Below are 17118 nucleotides of genomic sequence, written 5' to 3'. Positions count from 1 at the left end.
CCCGGTCTGCGGCATGAAGCCGATCGAGTGCACCACGCCGTCGAGCCGGTTGCCCTCACCGATCTCGGCGGTCACCCGGTCGGCGAGGGTGTTCAGGTGCTCCTCGTTCTGCACGTCGAGTTCGATCAGCGGCGCCTTCTCCGGCAGCCGGTCGGCGATGCGCTGGATCAGCCGCAACCGGTCGAACCCGGTCAGCACCAGCTGCGCGCCCGCCTCCTGGGCCGCCTTGGCGATGTGAAACGCGATCGACGAGTCGGTGATGATCCCGCTGACCAGGATTCGTTTGCCGTCGAGCAGTCCTGCCATGTCCGTCCTTAATGTCTTCGTGGGTGAATTCAGTGGCCCATGCCCATGCCGCCGTCGACCGGGATGACCGCGCCGGCGATGTAGCCCGCATCCTCGGACGCCAGGAAGCTGACCGCCCCGGCGACGTCCTCGGCGGTGCCGACCCGCTTGGCCGGAATGAATTCCAGTGCGCCCGCCTGGATCCGCTCGTCCAGCGCGCGGGTCATCTCGGTGTCGATGTAGCCGGGCGCGACGACGTTGGCGGTCACCCCGGCCTTGGACAGCTCGCGGGAGATCGAGCGGGCCATGCCGATCAGGCCGGCCTTGGCCGCCGCGTAGTTGGACTGGTTGCCGATGCCCCACATGCCGGACACCGAGCCGATGAAGATGATGCGGCCGAACCGCTTGCGCTGCATGCTGCGCGAGGCGCGCTGGGCCACCCGGAACGCCCCGGTGAGATTGGCGTTGATGACCTCTTCGAAGCGCTCCTCGGTCATCCGGATCAGGAAGGCGTCCTTGGAGATACCGGCATTGGACACCAGCACCTCGACCGGCCCCTGGTGCTCCTCGACCTCTTTGAACGCGCGGTCGACGGCCTCGTTGTCGGTGACGTCGCACACAACGCCGAACAGCCCCTCGGGCGCCCCGGACCCGCGGTGCGTGACGGCCACCTTGTGGCCGTCGGCGGCCAGCCGCTGCGCGATCGCCAGACCGATTCCCCGGTTTCCGCCCGTCACCAGCACGGAACGGGATACGAATGCGGGTTTGCCGCCGGTGGCGGCACTTTCGGTGGTGCTCTCGGTGGCCGTGTCAGTCACCCCGACAACCTAGCGCCTCGGCGTCATCGCGCCGAAATTGGCTCCCCGACGTGCCGCGAGCGTCACACTGGCGTGGCAACCGAGGCCCGCCGTCACGCTGGCGTGACGCTCGACGGGACGATCACGTCGGGAGGCGGCGGTTGATCAGCAGCGCCGCCAGCGCCGCCAGCGCCAACACCAGCGCGCCCAACCGAACCCAGCCCACGCTGGCATCGCCCTTGATCGTCTCGTAGCCGATCTGCTGCTGCAGCGTCGCGTAGACGGCCTTCAGCTCGGCCAGGCTGGCGGCGTTGTACCAACTCCCGCCGGACAGCTCGGCGACCTTCTTCATCGTGGAGTCGTCGACGGGCACCGGTTGGCGCTGGTCGTTGATCTCGACGAAGCCGTACGGCGTGCCGAACGAGATCGTCGAGATCGGCACCCCCTGGTCCTTGGCCGTACGCGCGGCGGTGAAGGCGCCCTTCGGGTTGTCCGGGTTGGTCGGCATCGTCTCCTTGCCGTCGGAGAACAACACGATGCGCGCCGGCGGCGGTTTGTCGCCGCCGCCGATCACCGCGCCCACCGTCGCGATGGCCTGCAACGCCGTGAAGATGCCCTCCCCGGTGGCGGTCCGGTCGGCGAACTGCAGCTTGTCCAGCGCGTTCTTGGTGGCGTCGCGGTTGGTGGTCGGGGAGACCAACACGGTCGCCGTCCCCGCGTACTCGATGAGCCCCAGGTTGATGCCGGGAGTCAGTTCGTCGGCGAACTGCTTGGCCGCCTCCTGGGCGGCCGCCATCCGGTTGGGCTGCACGTCGGTGGCACGCATCGACTGCGAGACGTCGATCACCAGCATCACCACCGCGCGGTTCCGGGGGATCCGCACGTCGTGGGTGGGCCCCGCCATCGCGATGGTGAACAGCACCAGCGATGCCACCAGCAGGATCGCCGGGACGTGTCGCCACCGCGACGGGCGTTGCGGCGCAACGCTTTCCAGCAGTTCCATGTTGGCGAATCGCAGCATCCGCCGCTGCCGCGCGAGCTGCATGAGGATGTACATCGCGGCCAGCCCGAAGACGGCCAGCAGGAACAGGAAGAACCACGAGTGTTCGAAGCCCGACAACGACATCGGGCCGAGCAGCGGCAATGTCACTGCCGCCCCGCCAATGCACCGCGCCGGCGGGACTCGACGAAACGGACGATGTCGGCGATCCAATCGCGGTCGGTGCGCAGGGTCAGCACCGGAGCCCCGCAGCTGCGGATCGTGCGCGCCACCTCGGCACGGTGCGCCGCGGCCGCCTTGGCGAAGTCGTCTCGCAGCTGGGCGTCGATGGTGAACTCGCGGGTGACGCCCGACTCGGCGTCCTGCAGCACGACGTCACCGATGTCGGGCAGTTCGACGTCGCGGGGGTCCAGCACCTCGATCGCCAGCACCTCGTGCCGGGCCGCGATCGCCCGCAGCGGACGCATCCAGTTGATCGGTCCCAAGAAGTCGCTGATGATCACCGCCATGCCGCGGCGGCGCTCCGGCCGGCGCAACGCGTCGATGGCCGTCGCCAGATCCCCGCGCACCCCGACCGGCGCCCGGGGGGTGGTCGCGATGGTGCGCAGCAGCGTCTGCTCGTGCTGGCGCCCGGAGCGCGCCGGCACCCGGACCATGGTCTGGCCGTTGGCGATCAGCGCACCGAGCCGGTTGCCGCCGCCGCTGTTGAGAAACGTGATCGCGGCCGCGGCCGCCACCGCCAGGTCCCGCTTCTCGCACCCGACCGTGCCGAAGTCCAGGCTGGCCGACATGTCGACCACCAGCCAGGTTTCCAGCTCACGGTCGGCGATCATCTGGCGCACGTGCGGGTGCATGGTGCGCGCGGTGACGGCCCAATCCATCCGGCGGACGTCGTCGCCGGGCTGGTACTCCCGCGACTCCCCCGGCTCCGAGCCCGGCCCCGGGATCAGGCCCAGGTGGTCGCCGTGCAGGACACCGTCGAGCTTGCGCTTGACCGTCAGCTCGAGCTGGCGCAGCGCCGCCGCCAGCTTCGGGTCCACGATCTGCCCGCGCTGCATCGATGGCGGATGTGACACCGCCGGCCGGGGTTCGGTCACCGACCGCTAGCCGCCCCCGCGGCCTGCATCACCGGGGGCACCGATTGCCCTTGCTGCGGAACGGCATTCACCTGGGGCAGGGCGACCGTCTGCAGGACCCGGTTGATGACGATCTCCGGCGATATCTCGTCGGCGAGCGCGTCGTAGGTGAGCACCAAGCGGTGGCGGAGGACGTCGGGAATGACGTCGACGACGTCCTGCGGGATCACGTAGTCGCGGCCGCGCACCAGCGCCAGCGACCGGGACGCGGCGATGATGCCCAGCGAGGCACGCGGGGAGGCGCCGAACGAGATCCAGGTCTTGACGTCGTTCATGCCGAGCTGCTCGGGATGGCGGGTGGCGGTCACGACGCGCACCACGTAGTCGACCAGCGCGTGGTGGACGAAGTTGTTGGCCGCGATCTCCTGCAGCCGCAGCAGGTCGCCGGTGTTCAGGATCTGCTTGGGCTCGGGCGGCCGCACGCCCATCCGGTAGATGATCTCCCGCTCCTCTTCGGGCGACGGGTAGCCCACGTTGATCTTGAACAAGAAGCGGTCGCGCTGCGCCTCGGGCAGCGGGTACACGCCCTCGTGCTCGATCGGGTTCTGGGTGGCCATCACCAGGAAGGGGTTGGGCAGCGGGAAGGTCTTGCCGCCGATCGACACGTGGCGTTCCTGCATGACCTCCAGCAGCGCCGACTGCACCTTGGCCGGCGCGCGGTTGATCTCGTCGGCGAGCAGGAAGTTCACCACCACCGGGCCGAGCTCGGTGTCGAACTCCTCCTTGCCCTGCCGGTAGATGCGGGTACCGATGATGTCGGTGGGCACCAGGTCGGGCGTGAACTGGATGCGGGCGAACGTGCCGCCCACCACCTTGGCGAAGGTCTCGACGGCCAGCGTCTTGGCCACGCCGGGCACACCCTCGAGCAGCACATGGCCCTTGGAGAGCAGGCCGACCAGCATCCGCTCGACGAGCTGATCCTGGCCGACGATGATGCGCTTGACCTCGAAGATGGCCCGCTCGAGCGTGTGGACCTCGGCGGCCAGGCCGTTCCCGCCGCCGGACGGCGCTTCATGGGCCGGCGCGCCCGGAGGACCACCCGGGCCCGAGTAACCGCTGGCGCCCGGAGGCGGCCCACCTGCTGCTGTCATCAATAACCCTCTCGTTCGGACACGACTGCCGGGCAGCGACGTGCCCGCGTCCAACTATTCCAGGCCCGTCGGATTCCGTCGACGCTGGCGGTTAGCCCCGCGCTCGGCCGGGGCATCGCACCGCCGATCAGTACTCGATGATCCTAGTCAAGAACGGCGTCATGCCGGGCGTGCGGACGGGGCTCACGGTGACATGCCCCGCGAGGCTGGACGCCTCCAGCATCTGGCCGTTGCCCAGGTACATCGTGACGTGCTGGCCGCCGTTGGGCCCGTAGAAGATGAGGTCGCCGCGCCGGGCCTGGTCGGGCGGGATGTGCCGGCCGGCGTTGTACTGGTCGCCGGAGAACCGCGGGATCAGCACGCCGACCCCGGCGAAGCCGTACCGCATCAGGCCGGAGCAGTCGAAGCCGTTGATGTTCGCGCCGTCGCCGACGCCCTTGCTCGGGCCCTCCAGCGAGCCGCCGCCCCACGAGTACGGCACGCCCATCTGCGAACCCATGCGCTTGATCACGTACTCGATGGCCTGCCGGCCGTAGACCCGCGGGATCTTGCCGCCCGGGTTGGTGGGGCTGGCCGCGGCGGGGGCGGGATCCCCCAGGATGTTGATTCCCAGGCCGCCCAAAAATTGCCTGCCGAGGTCCATCGTCGTTTGGGTGGCCTGGGCGGTCGCCTGCAGCGAGGCGTTGGCGACGGCGAGCGGGTCACCCGGGGCGCCCGCGCTGATCGTCGCCGGCAGGGTGGGATCCCACGCGCCGGGTTCGGCCCTGACGACGGCAGCCGGGCCGGCCACCGAAAGCGTCAACCCGGCCACCACGGCGGTGATCCAGGCGAAATTGAACAGGCGAATCCGCTTGCGGCGCATGGCTTTCCGTTCGGTTCTCATTCGTTTACCACTCGATGTAGCGGACCACGTAGGGTGTCATGCCGCTGGTGCGCACCGGCGCGACGCGGACCTTCAGACCGATGTCGGGGGCTTCCAGCATTTGGCCGTCGCCGAGGTAGATCGTCACGTGCTGGCTGCCGCCGGGGCCGTAGAAGATGACGTCGCCGCGACGCATCTGCGATGACGGGATCTTGCGACCCAGGTTGTACTGCGAGCCCGAATAGTGCGGCAGCTTGATGCCGACCCCGGCGAACGAGTACAGGACCAGGCCCGAACAGTCGAAGCCGGTGATGCCCGCCCCCGAATCGATGCCCTTGCTGGGCCCGGCGGCGTTGCCGCCGCCCCAGGAGTAGGGCACGCCGATCTGCGACATGCCGCGCCGGATCACGTATTCGGTGGCCTGCCGCCCATAGACCCGCGGGATCCGCCCGGAAGTCCCGCCGGGGGCCGCGTTGGTGATGCCGGTGTCGTCGGGCTTGAGGATGCCGAGTTGCTGCAGGAAGTTGCGGCCCAGACCGGCGGTGACCTGGGTAGAGGTCGCCGAGATGCCCAGCACCTGATTGATGACGGCGATCGGGTCGCCCGGGACGTTCGCGCTCGGGATCATCGGCAAGGTGGGGTCCCAGACGCCGTCCCAGCGTCGGGGCCCGCCCTGCGGCGCGGGCGCGCCCGGCGAGCCGGTCTCCCATCGGTCACCGGACGCCGGCGCGGCGGGGCCGCCGGCTCCGGCCGACCATTGCCGTTGCGCCGCTTCGAGTTTCGCCTGCGCCTCGTCGCGTTCGGCGGCCAGGCGAGTGACTTGCTCGCGCTGAGAGTCGAACTTGCGCTTGGAGTCGGTCAGCGCCGCCACGGCGGCGTCCTGGCTGCCCTTGGCGTCGGCGGCGGCCTTGTCGGCCTTCTGCTTGGCCAGCCGCGCCGCCGATTCCTTGTTCACCTGTTCGGTGCGCGCCCGCTGCAGTTTGGCCATCACCGTTTGCGAGCTCGCCGACAGGGTCTTGGCGGCGGCCTCGGTGGCGATGATGTCGTCGGGGCTGGCGGCGGTCAGGTAACTGCTGGAGGGACCGTTCATGTAGGTGGCCGCCGCGAACGTGTCGAACCGCTGTTGCGCGGCGGCGATCGCGGCGTTGGCCTCCTTGACGGCCTGCTGGCTGGCGTCCAGGTCGCGCTGGGCCGTGGCGGCGTTGTCCCGGGCGGTCTCGACGTCGACCAGGGCCTTGTTGACGCTCTCCTGTTCGGTCTGGATTTCGGCACTCAGGTTTTCCAGGCGCTGGTTGGCCTTGGCCACGTTCGCGATCAACCCGGCCAGGCTGTCGGCGGCGGGGTCGGCCGGCGCCAGCCCCGGCGTGCATACCAGTAGGGCCACGCTCACGACGGAGGGCACGACCGGCCGGACCAGCCTCGCGACCGGCCGCGCAGCGGAGCCCCGACGTGTGCGTCTCATTCGACTCAGGTCTCCTACGGCTCAACGCGACGGGCGGCGCCGGCCACAGAATCCGGTAAAGGCGCCAAAGACAACACCAGCATCATTTGCACCGTACGTCACACTCTTTGGCGTGCAAACGCTCCACCGAAATCGCACTCTCTACGTGCGTTTAATGTGACCGAACGGTGACCTACGGTCTTTGCCGCCAGGGCGCGCCGGCGGTCGACCTGCGGGGTGGGACAGGCCCGACAGAGGTGGCTAGGCCGTGTTGGTGGGCGTCACTTCCTGCGCTCCGGCCGATTCGATCGGGGTTGCTGAACGCCGGGCGCGCAACTGCAGGAGCCGCGTCCCGACGGCCGCCGCGAAGACGGCGATCAGCAGGAAGATGGTGAGCCCCGTCCAGGGGAATTCGTGACCCTCCAGCTCGCCCACGAAGTGCTGTGCGGAGACCACCGGGTTGCCGGTCTTGGCGATGTCCTCACCGGCCTCGAGGGTGACCCGCGGGAAGTGCGTGCTGTAGCTCCCGACGTAGTTCGGGCTCAGCGTCAGGACGGTGGAGTCATGGTAGTCGGCGCCGACCACGGTCGAGATGTCGCGCAGCGGGGTGTCGTTGGGCGGGTTGTGATCGAGCAGCACGATCTTGAGGTTGATGCCGTGGGCGCGCGCCTGGTTGACCACGTCGAGCAGCCCGGGCATGGCCGCGGGCGGCGCGCTCACCCCGTCGGCGGCCACTTGCGCCTTGATCGCGGCCATGTCGACGTCTTGCGGGATGTAAAGCGGCAGGACGAAGGAGTCGTGCCCGGTCATGTGTCCCTCCTGCTGCGCCGTCACACTGGCGTGGCGCTCGGCCACCGCGGTCACTCTAGCGTGACCGCGGGCCAGCATTGGGGGGCCGCAAGGGGTTTAAACCGTCGACTTCCGCGACAAGACTGGGATTGGCGGGGACCCCGCCGTAATACAGGACAAGCGTACTGTTAAAGTGGTAAGCACCGCCGACACGGCCCGTGGGCGGAAGAACTTAATCCCGGGAGTTGAAGTGAGTAAAGAAGATTCTGTGAACTCGTTCGGAGCAAGCGACACCCTCGAGGTCGGCGACAAGAGTTATCAGATCTATCGGCTCGACGCCGTCCGGGGCACCGAGAAACTCCCCTACAGCCTCAAAGTCCTCGCCGAGAACCTGCTGCGCAACGAGGACGGCGCCAACATCACCAAGGACCACATCGAGGCCATCGCGAACTGGGATCCCAAGGCGGAGCCCAGCATTGAGATCCAGTACACGCCCGCCCGCGTGGTGATGCAGGACTTCACCGGGGTCCCGTGCATCGTCGACCTGGCCACCATGCGCGAGGCGATCGGCGACCTCGGGGGCAAGGCGGAGAAGGTCAACCCCTTGGCGCCGGCCGACCTGGTGATCGACCACTCGGTGATCGCCGACCTGTTCGGCACCGCCAACGCCTTCGAGCGCAACGTCGAGATCGAGTACCAGCGCAACGGGGAGCGCTATCAGTTCCTGCGCTGGGGCCAGGGCGCTTTCCGTGATTTCAAGGTGGTGCCCCCGGGCACCGGCATCGTGCACCAGGTCAACATCGAGTACCTGGCCAGCGTGGTGATGGAACGCGACGGGGTGGCCTACCCCGACACCTGCGTGGGCACCGACTCGCACACCACGATGGTCAACGGCCTGGGCGTGCTGGGTTGGGGCGTCGGCGGCATCGAGGCCGAGGCCGCGATGCTCGGTCAGCCGGTGTCGATGCTGATCCCGCGCGTCGTCGGGTTCAAGCTGACCGGTGAGATCCAGGCCGGCGTCACCGCCACCGACGTGGTGCTGACCGTCACCGAAATGCTGCGCAAGCACGGTGTGGTCGGCAAGTTCGTCGAGTTCTACGGCGAGGGCGTGGCCGAGGTGCCGCTGGCCAACCGCGCCACCCTGGGCAACATGAGCCCCGAATTCGGTTCCACCGCAGCGATTTTCCCGATCGACGAGGAGACCATCTCCTACCTGCGGTTCACCGGCCGCTCCGACGAGCAGCTGGCGCTGGTCGAGGCGTACGCCAAGGAGCAGGGCATGTGGCACGACCCCTCCCACGAGCCGGCCTTCTCCGAGTACCTCGAACTCAACCTGTCCGACGTGGTGCCCTCGATCGCGGGACCGAAGCGCCCGCAGGACCGAATCGCGTTGTCGGACGCGAAATCCACGTTCCGCGCGCAGATCGGCGACTACGTCGGCGACGACCCCGACAAGAAGGAGTACTCCAAGCTCGACGAGGCCGTCGACGAGTCCTTCCCGGCCAGCGACCCCGGGGCGCTGGAGAACGGCCACGCCGACGACGCCCCGAAGTTCGAATCGGCCGCGGCGCATGCCAAGGGCCGGGTGAGCAACCCGGTGCGGGTGCGCTCCGACGACCGCGGCGAGTTCGAGCTCGACCACGGCGCGGTGGTGATCGCGGCCATCACGTCGTGCACCAACACCTCCAACCCCGAGGTGATGCTGGGCGCGGCGCTGCTGGCCCGCAACGCCGTCGAGAAGGGGCTGGCGTCCAAGCCGTGGGTGAAGACCACGATGGCGCCGGGCTCGCAGGTGGTCCACGACTACTACGACAAGGCCGGCCTGTGGCCGTATCTGGAGAAGCTGGGCTTCTACCTGGTCGGCTACGGCTGCACCACGTGCATCGGCAACTCCGGCCCGCTGCCCGAGGAGATCTCCAAGGCGATCAACGACAACGACCTGTCGGTGTCCGCGGTGCTGTCCGGCAACCGGAACTTCGAGGGCCGGATCAACCCCGACGTGAAGATGAACTACCTGGCGTCCCCGCCGCTGGTGGTCGCCTACGCGTTGGCCGGGACCATGGACTTCGACTTCGAGTCGCAGCCGCTCGGTCAGGACGAGGACGGCAACGACGTGTTCTTGAAGGACATCTGGCCGTCGCAGAAGGACGTCTCGGACACCATCGCCTCGGCGATCAGCCAGGAGATGTTCACCAAGAACTACGCCGACGTGTTCAAGGGTGACGAGCGGTGGCGCAACCTGCCCACCCCGAGCGGCAATACCTTTGAGTGGGACCAGGATTCGACCTACGTGCGCAAGCCCCCGTACTTCGAGGGCATGTCGGCCGAACCCGAGCCGGTCAGCGACATCACCGGCGCGCGGGTGCTGGCGCTGCTGGGCGACTCGGTGACCACCGACCACATCTCCCCCGCCGGCGCGATCAAGCCGGGCACCCCGGCCGCGCAGTACCTCGACGAGCACGGCGTCGAGCGCAAGGACTACAACTCCTTCGGCTCCCGCCGCGGCAACCACGAGGTCATGATCCGCGGCACGTTCGCCAACATCCGGCTGCGCAACCAACTGCTCGACGACGTCTCGGGCGGCTACACCCGGGACTTCACCCAGGACGGCGGCCCGCAGGCGTTCATCTACGACGCCGCGCAAAACTATGCGGCGCAGGACATCCCGCTGGTGGTCCTGGGCGGTAAGGAATATGGGTCCGGGTCGTCTCGCGACTGGGCGGCCAAGGGCACGCTGCTGCTGGGCGTGCGCGCGGTGATCGCCGAGTCGTTCGAGCGCATCCACCGCTCCAACCTGATCGGCATGGGCGTGATCCCGCTGCAGTTCCCCGAAGGCAAGTCGGCCAAGGAACTGGGGCTGGACGGCACCGAGGTGTTCGACATCACCGGCATCGAGGAGCTCAACGACGGCAAGACGCCAAAGACGGTGCGCGTCAAGGCTTCCAAGGAAGGCGGCGACCCGATCGAGTTCGACGCGGTGGTGCGCATCGACACTCCCGGGGAGGCCGACTACTACCGCAACGGCGGCATCCTGCAGTACGTGCTGCGCAACATGCTGAAGTCGTAGCCGTCACCGCCTGTGCCAAAAGTCAGCGAGGACCATCTGGCGGCTCGCCGCCGCCAGATCCTCGACGGCGCCCGCCGCTGCTTCGCCGCATACGGCTACGACAAGGCCACGGTGCGGCGGCTGGAAACGGCGATCGGGATGTCGCGCGGTGCGATCTTCCACCACTTCCGCGACAAGGACGCGCTGTTCTTCGCGCTGGCGCACGAGGATGCCGAGCGAATGGCCGACGTCGCGTCGCGCGAGGGCTTGATCCAGGTGATGCGCGACATGCTCGCCGCGCCCGACCAGTTCGACTGGCTGGCCACCCGGCTGGAGATCGCGCGCAAGCTGCGCAACGACCCGGACTTCAGCCGCGGCTGGGCGGAGCGGTCCGCGGAACTGGCGGCGGCGACGACCGATCGGTTGCGCCGCCAGAAGGAGGCGCACCGGGTGCGCGACGACGTCCCCGGTGACGTGTTGCAGTGCTATCTGGAGCTGGTGCTCGACGGCCTGGTGGCCCGGCTCGCCTCGGGCGAAGACCCGCGGCGGTTGTCCGCCGTGCTCGACCTGGTCGAAAAGTCCGTGCGCCGCAACGATTCCGGGTCGTAGCGCGCCGCTACACCCGGGCGACCCGCGCGGTGCGGTTGGGGCCGCCCCGGCCGCGCATCGTGGTGCCCGCCTGCCGCAGCAGGCTGTGAATCGAGCCGTACGATCGGCCCGTGCGGGCGGACAGGGTGCGGATGCTGGCGCCGCCCTCATAGGCGTTGCGCAGCTCGACCAACAACTGGTCGCGGGTCTTGGACCTTTGCAGCGTCCTTTTCATGGCTGGCCTCCGCGCCTCGACACGATCGCAAGCACCCAGAGTAAGAACCCGCCGCCACCCGCGGGGGTGATTTCAACCAGAAATCAGGCGAGCTCGATCAGATCGCGGTATTCGTCGGACCAGAAGTCCTCGGTGCCGTCGGGCAGCAGCACGACGCGCTGCGGGTCCAGGGCCTCGGCCGCGCCCGGGTCGTGCGTCACCAGCACCACCGCACCGGAGTAGCTGCGCAGCGCGTCGAGCACCTGTTCGCGCGACGCGGGATCGAGGTTGTTCGTCGGCTCGTCGAGCAGCAGGACGTTCGCCGTGGAGGCGACCAGACCGGCCAGCGCGAGCCGGGTCTTCTCGCCGCCCGACAGGGTGCCCGCCGGCTGGTCGAGTTGCGGCCCGCTGAACATGAACGCGCCCAGCAGGCCGCGCAGATCCTGCTCGCCCGAATCCGGTGCGGCGTGCCGGATGTTCTCCCACACGCTCGCGTCGTTGTCGACGGTGTCGTGCTCTTGGGCGAAATAGCCCATCCGCAAACCGTGTCCGGGCTCCAGCCCGCCGGTGTCGGGCTGCTCGGTGCCGGCCAGCAGTCGCAGCAGCGTCGTCTTGCCGGCGCCGTTGAGGCCCAGCACCACCACCCGCGACCCGCGGTCGATGGCCAGATCGACCCCGCTGAACACCTCCAGCGACCCGTACGACTTGCTCAGCCCCTTGGCGATCAGCGGCGTGCGCCCGCACGGGGCCGGGGTGGGGAACTTGATGCGCGCCACCTTGTCGGCGACCCGTTCCTCGTCGAGCGCGGCCATCATCCGGTCGGCGCGACGCAACATGTTCTGCGCCGCAACGGCTTTCGTGGCCTTGGCGCCCAACTTGGCGGCCTGCGTGCGCAGCGCGGCGGCCTTGCGTTCGGCGTTGGCGCGTTCCCGGCGGCGACGCTGCTCGTCGGTGGCCCGGGCGTCGAGGTACTTCTGCCAGCCCATGTTGTAGACGTCGACCTCGCCGCGCACGGCGTCGAGAAACCACACCCGATTGACGACGTCGGCGAGCAACTCGACGTTGTGGCTGATGATCACCAGCCCGCCGGTGTGGGCCCGCAGGAAATCCCGCAGCCAGCCAACCGAATCGGCGTCCAGGTGGTTGGTGGGCTCGTCCAGCAGCAGGGTGGTCGACGAACCCGAAGCGCCCGCTCCGCCTTCCGACGCGGCGAACAGGATGCGAGCCAGCTCCACCCGGCGGCGCTGCCCACCGGACAGCGTGCGCAGCTGCTGCGTCAGCACCCGGTCCGGCAAGCCCAGGCTCGCGCAGATGCGGCTGGCCTCGCTCTCGGCGCCGTAGCCGCCCAACGCGACGAACCGCTCCTCCAGCTGCCCATAGCGGCGGATGGCGCGGTCGCGCGCCGCGTCGTCGGCGACCTCGGCCATCAAGGCCTGCTGCTTTTCCAGGTCGGTGAGCAGGACGTCGAGGCCGCGCGCCGACAGGACGCGGTCACGCGCCAGCACGTCCAGGTCGCCCTCTTTGGGATCCTGTGGCAGATAACCGATTTCGCCGGCGCGGGCGACGGATCCGGCATACGGTTCGGTCTCCCCCGCCAGGATGCGCAGGGTGGTCGTCTTGCCGGCGCCGTTGCGGCCGACCAGCCCGATGCGGTCGCCGGGCTGCACGCGCAGGTCCGGCCCGTCGGGCGAGAGCAGAATGCGCGCACCAGCGCGGACCTCGAGGTCCGTGGCCGTGATCACATCTTCTCCCTTTTTGCTCCGCCGCTATTTGTCGTCGGTGAACACCGGCGGCCGCTTCTCCGCGCGCGCGGCAACCGCTTCTTCGAAGTTGGCGGTGAGCAGACGAACGAACAGTTGACCCAAGCCTTCGGCTTGCATGTGCCCCTCCAGGCTACCGGCGTCCAGTCCACTCCACAGTGTGCGCTTGGTCAACTCGATTCCCGGCCGCGAGAAGGCCGCGATGCGCGCGGCGATGGCGTAGCAGGTGTCCAGCAGCTGCTCGTCGGGCACCTGGCACGACACCAGGCCGATGCGCTCGGCCTCCTCGGCGGTGACGTCGCGGCCGGTCAGCATGATTTCGAAGGCCCGCGACGCGCCGATGGCCCGGGGCAGGAGGTAACTGAGCCCCAGTTCGCTGGCGGTCAGGCCGTTGTTGATGCCGGCCGCGCGGAAGTACGCGCCGGTCGAGGCGACCCGGATGTCGGCGGCCAGCGCCAGGCAGAGCCCGCCGCCGATCGCGGGCCCGTTGACGGCGGCGATCACCGGCTGGTGCAGGCGCCGCAGCCCCAGGATGACCTCGTCGAGGACCTCCATGGAGCGCAGCGCGTACGTCGGGCGGGTCAGCCCCTCGACATGGGGCACCGAGCCCGCGGACTTGTGGTCGGCGCCCGAGGAGAAACCCCGGCCCGCCCCGGTGAGCACGACCACGCGCACGGAATTGTCGTACCGGACCTGCTCCAGGGCCTCCTTGAGCGGCACCATGACGTCGAACGCCATGGAATTCATCCGCTCGGGCCGATTGAGGGTTATCAGCGCGACACCGGGTCGCGGGTGCTCTACCAGTACCAAACTCACCCAAGCAACCTAGCGCGTTGCCAGGGGCCGCCCCGCGCGCGCCGCGGCGCCGGTCCTATTCGGCCTGGCCGGCCTGGGCCGCGTCGACGTCGAAGGCCCGGATTTGCTGCACGAGGTCTTCGAGGGCCGCCGGCGGCAGCACCCCGGCCTGGTTGAACAGCAGTTTGCCCTTCTTGAACGCCATCAGCGTTGGGATGGAGCGAATCTGGGCGGCCGCGGCCAGCTGTTGTTCGGCCTCGGTGTCGACCTTGGCGTGCACGATGTCGGGGTGCTTCTCGGCGGACGCCTGGAAAGTGGGCCCGAACTGGCGGCATGGGCCGCACCAGGACGCCCAGAAATCGACGAGCACGATGTCGTTGCCCTCGATGGTTTCGTTGAACTTCTCAGCGGTGAGATCGAGTGTTGTCACGTTTGCTGTAACGCGGGGGCGCGACGTGGTGTTCCCGGGTTTGGCGGCCGGGCGGGACCGCTCGAGGCTCCCGCACCCGCTTTTCCCGGCCGCAACCGGCGGGTAACCCGCCCGCCGCCGTCCGTAGGTTACGGTTGCGTACGTTTTCCCACGTCGGAGACACTGAGCGGACGATCCGCCGCGTCGAGGGACCAGTGAGGGAATCGCGTTGGGCCACTACATCGCTAACGTCCGTGATCTCGAGTTCAACCTGTTCGAAGTGCTCGACGTGGGCGCCGTGCTGGGCACCGGACGCTACAGCGACCTCGACGCGGAAACGGTGCGGACGATCCTCGAGGAAGCCGCCCGCCTGGCCGAAGGCCCGGTGGCCGAGTCCTTCGCCTTCGCCGACCGCAACCCGCCGGTGTTCGACCCGGCCACCCACACCATCAGCGTGGCGCCCGAACTGGCCAAGACGGTGCAGGCGATCAAAGAGGCCGGCTGGTGGCGATTGATGTTGGACGAAGAGATCGGCGGCATGGCCGCGCCGCCGCCGCTGGCGTGGGGCGTCAACGAAATGATCATCTGCGCCAACCCGTCCGCGAACTTCTTCAGCCTCGGCCCGCTGATGGCGCAGGCCCTGTTCGTCGAGGGCAACGAGGAGCAGCGGCGCTGGGCGGCCGAGGGCGTGGAGCGCGGCTGGGCGGCCACCATGGTCCTCACCGAACCCGACGCGGGCTCCGACGTCGGGGCCGGCCGCGCCAAGGCCATCGCCCAACCCGACGGCACCTGGCACATCGAGGGCGTCAAGCGGTTCATCTCGGGCGGCGACGTGGGCAACACCGCCGACAACATCTTCCACCTGGTGCTCGCCCGCCCGGAGGGCGCCGGGCCGGGCACCAAGGGACTGAGCCTGTTCTACGTGCCCGAGTACCTTTTCGACCCCGAAACTTTCGAACTCGGCCCCCGCAATGGGGTTTTCGTCACGGGGCTGGAGCACAAGATGGGGATCAAGTCCTCTCCCACGTGTGAATTGACTTTCGGCGCAACGGATCTGCCCGCGGTCGGCTATCTGGTCGGCGACGTGCACAACGGGATCGCGCAGATGTTCACCGTGATCGAGCACGCGCGCATGACGATCGGCGTGAAGGCCGCCGGCACCCTGTCCACGGGCTACCTGAACGCGCTGGCGTTCGCCAAGGAGCGGGTGCAGGGCGCGGACCTGACGCAGATGTCGGACAAGACGGCACCGCGGGTGACCATCATGCATCACCCCGACGTGCGTCGCAGCCTGATGACGCAGAAGGCCTACGCCGAGGGTTTGCGGGCCCTGTACATGTACGCCGCCGCGCACCAGGACGACGCTGTCGCCCAACATGTTTCGGGTGCCGACCACCAGATGGCCCACCGCGTGGACGACCTGCTGCTGCCGATCGTCAAGGGCGTGAGCTCGGAACGCGCCTACGAGATCCTGACCGAGTCGCTGCAGACGCTGGGCGGTTCGGGCTTCCTGCAGGACTACCCGCTGGAGCAGTACATCCGGGATTCCAAGATCGATTCGCTCTACGAGGGCACCACGGCGATCCAGGCGCTGGACTTCTTCTTCCGCAAGATCGTTCGCGACCGCGGCGAGGCCCTGCAGTTCGTGACGGCTCAGATCAGCGCGACAATCGATGAGTGCGACGAGGAGCTCAAGCCGCAGGCCGAGCTGCTGCAGACGGCGCTCGACGAGGTCATGTCGATGACGGGCGCGTTGACCGGGTACCTGATGTCCGCCGCGCAACATCCCACCGAAATCTACAAAGTCGGGCTCGGATCGGTGCGGTACCTGCTCGCGGTCGGCGACCTGCTCATCGGCTGGCGGCTGTTGGTGCAGGCCGGGATCGCGCGCGCCGCGCTGGCGGGCGCGGACGGGAACGACGCGGCGTTCTATCGCGGCAAGGTGGCGACGTCGGCGTTCTTCGCCAAGAACATGCTGCCGAAGCTCACGTCGCTGCGCAAAGTCATCGAGTCCATCGACGGCGAGATCATGCGCATCCCCGAGCAAGCGTTCTGATCGCCGCGCGAACGCACAGGTTAGCCACAGCTCCAACTGGTAATACCCATTCCGTTGGGTCCCACCACGATTGGAGAACGTTGATGCCTGCCAGCTGTCCAACGCCCCGGCTCACCCGAGCAGCGGTCCTCGCCGTCACCGGCGTCACCGCCCTGTCCATCGCCGCGTGCAGCTCGTCCAACAAGTCCAGCCCGACGACCTCGACGTCGACGTCGACCTCCGTGGTGACCTCCACGACCACCTCACCGGCCCCGGCGAGCGGCGAGGCTCGGGTCAGCGGCCTGATCGCCTCGGTGGCCGGCAACTCCATCCAGGTCACCAAGGACGACAACTCGACCGCCGCCGTGAACTTCACCTCCACCACCAAGGTCACCGAGACCATCCCCGCCGCGCTGACCGACGTCACCTCGGGCAGCTGCGTCACGGTGCGGCCCACCCAGGAACCCCAGGCCGGGCAGCCCGTCACCGCGGCGTCGGTGAAGGTCAGCCCCTCCGTCAACGGCGCGTGCCCGGCCAAGCCGGCGGGGCAGGGTTCGGCGCCGAGCTCCACCACCCCGCCGCCCCCGGGCTCGCCGGCCCCGGCCCCGAAGCCCGCCCCGGTCCGCGGCTCGGTGGCGTCCGTGTCGGGTAACACCATCAACGTCAGCGGCACCGACCCCAGTGGCAATACCACGCAGACCGCGGTGACGGTCGACGACAAGACCAAGTACAGCAAGCAGACGACCGCCAACACCGACGCGATCACGCAGGGCAAGTGCCTGTGGGCGCGCGGGACCAAGGACAACGGCGGCGCGCTGCAGGCGACCAGCATCAACGTCCGTCAGGCCACCGACTGTCTCTTATACACAT

At 68.7% G+C, this 17118-nt stretch carries 16 protein-coding genes; 4 read left to right on the top strand and 12 right to left on the bottom strand.

The features are described 5' to 3' along the window. From WU80_RS20105 to WU80_RS20070, 8 genes are all read right to left on the bottom strand, one after another. On the bottom strand, positions 1-306 hold a 306-nt coding region (locus WU80_RS20105), incomplete at its 3' end, for an SDR family oxidoreductase (RefSeq protein ID WP_156371807.1). A 29-nt stretch (positions 307-335) separates the two neighbouring features. Then, positions 336-1103, bottom strand: coding sequence for a 3-oxoacyl-ACP reductase FabG1 (gene fabG1, locus WU80_RS20100; RefSeq protein WP_055404645.1), 768 nt, complete (start codon positions 1101-1103; stop codon positions 336-338). A 121-nt stretch (positions 1104-1224) separates the two neighbouring features. Continuing rightward, a complete protein-coding gene (locus WU80_RS20095; protein WP_055405819.1) occupies positions 1225-2232 on the bottom strand; it encodes a VWA domain-containing protein in 1008 nt (335 codons plus the stop codon). After that, positions 2229-3179 (bottom strand): DUF58 domain-containing protein, encoded by a 951-nt coding sequence (locus WU80_RS20090; protein ID WP_055404983.1) that lies wholly within the window; start codon positions 3177-3179, stop codon positions 2229-2231. The genes WU80_RS20095 and WU80_RS20090 overlap by 4 nt, the downstream gene beginning before the upstream one ends. Then, positions 3176-4309, bottom strand: a complete 1134-nt coding sequence (locus WU80_RS20085) for a MoxR family ATPase (protein ID WP_055404984.1) — start codon at positions 4307-4309, stop codon at positions 3176-3178. Before WU80_RS20085 ends, WU80_RS20090 begins: the two co-directional genes overlap by 4 nt. A 127-nt stretch (positions 4310-4436) precedes the next feature. Beyond that, positions 4437-5171, bottom strand: coding sequence for an NlpC/P60 family peptidoglycan endopeptidase RipB (gene ripB, locus WU80_RS20080; RefSeq protein ID WP_055404985.1), 735 nt, complete (start codon positions 5169-5171; stop codon positions 4437-4439). Between the two features lie 25 nt (positions 5172-5196). Beyond that, the gene (gene ripA, locus WU80_RS20075) at positions 5197-6633 is read right to left on the bottom strand and encodes an NlpC/P60 family peptidoglycan endopeptidase RipA (RefSeq protein WP_055404986.1); all 1437 of its coding nucleotides are present in this window, start codon (positions 6631-6633) and stop codon (positions 5197-5199) included. A 240-nt stretch (positions 6634-6873) separates the two neighbouring features. Then, the gene (locus WU80_RS20070; protein WP_055404994.1) at positions 6874-7422 is read right to left on the bottom strand and encodes a DUF6676 family protein; all 549 of its coding nucleotides are present in this window, start codon (positions 7420-7422) and stop codon (positions 6874-6876) included. 229 nt (positions 7423-7651) lie between these two features. On the opposite strand from WU80_RS20070, the gene WU80_RS20065 reads away from it, so the two are divergent. Further along, a complete protein-coding gene (locus tag WU80_RS20065; RefSeq protein ID WP_197281313.1) occupies positions 7652-10468 on the top strand; it encodes an aconitate hydratase in 2817 nt (938 codons plus the stop codon). 12 nt (positions 10469-10480) lie between these two features. Beyond that, complete coding sequence (locus tag WU80_RS20060; protein ID WP_055404988.1) at positions 10481-11056, top strand: TetR/AcrR family transcriptional regulator; 576 nt, start codon at positions 10481-10483, stop codon at positions 11054-11056. 7 nt (positions 11057-11063) lie between these two features. Here the strand turns inward: WU80_RS20060 and WU80_RS20055 are convergent, their stop codons facing one another. The 4 genes from WU80_RS20055 to trxA all read right to left on the bottom strand — a co-directional run bounded on the left by WU80_RS20055 (position 11064) and on the right by trxA (position 14234). Next, entirely contained in the window at positions 11064-11270 is a 207-nt protein-coding gene (locus tag WU80_RS20055; protein WP_369808555.1) for a helix-turn-helix domain-containing protein, read from the bottom strand. 83 nt (positions 11271-11353) lie between these two features. Then, positions 11354-12991, bottom strand: coding sequence for an ABC-F family ATP-binding cassette domain-containing protein (locus WU80_RS20050; protein ID WP_055404989.1), 1638 nt, complete (start codon positions 12989-12991; stop codon positions 11354-11356). Between the two features lie 24 nt (positions 12992-13015). Beyond that, complete coding sequence (locus WU80_RS20045) at positions 13016-13825, bottom strand: enoyl-CoA hydratase (RefSeq protein ID WP_055404990.1); 810 nt, start codon at positions 13823-13825, stop codon at positions 13016-13018. A gap of 55 nt (positions 13826-13880) precedes the next feature. Beyond that, on the bottom strand, positions 13881-14234 hold the full coding sequence (trxA, locus tag WU80_RS20040) for a thioredoxin (protein ID WP_055404991.1): 354 nt from the start codon (positions 14232-14234) through the stop codon (positions 13881-13883). Positions 14235-14442: 208 nt separating this feature from the next. Between trxA and WU80_RS20035 the strand changes: the two genes are divergently transcribed. Together WU80_RS20035 and WU80_RS20025 are read left to right on the top strand one after the other, a co-directional pair. Further along, positions 14443-16269: an acyl-CoA dehydrogenase gene (locus tag WU80_RS20035; protein WP_055404992.1), complete on the top strand. Its 1827-nt coding sequence runs from the start codon at positions 14443-14445 to the stop codon at positions 16267-16269. Between the two features lie 83 nt (positions 16270-16352). Next, the coding region (locus WU80_RS20025) for a DUF5666 domain-containing protein (protein WP_197286000.1) at positions 16353-17118 on the top strand (766 nt) is incomplete at its 3' end.

It is taken from the genome of Mycobacterium sp. UM_11, assembly GCF_001414075.1.
Lineage (GTDB): Bacteria > Actinomycetota > Actinomycetes > Mycobacteriales > Mycobacteriaceae > Mycobacterium.
Note: the sequence above shows the minus strand (reverse complement) of the source record. Positions and strands in the feature narration are given on the sequence as shown.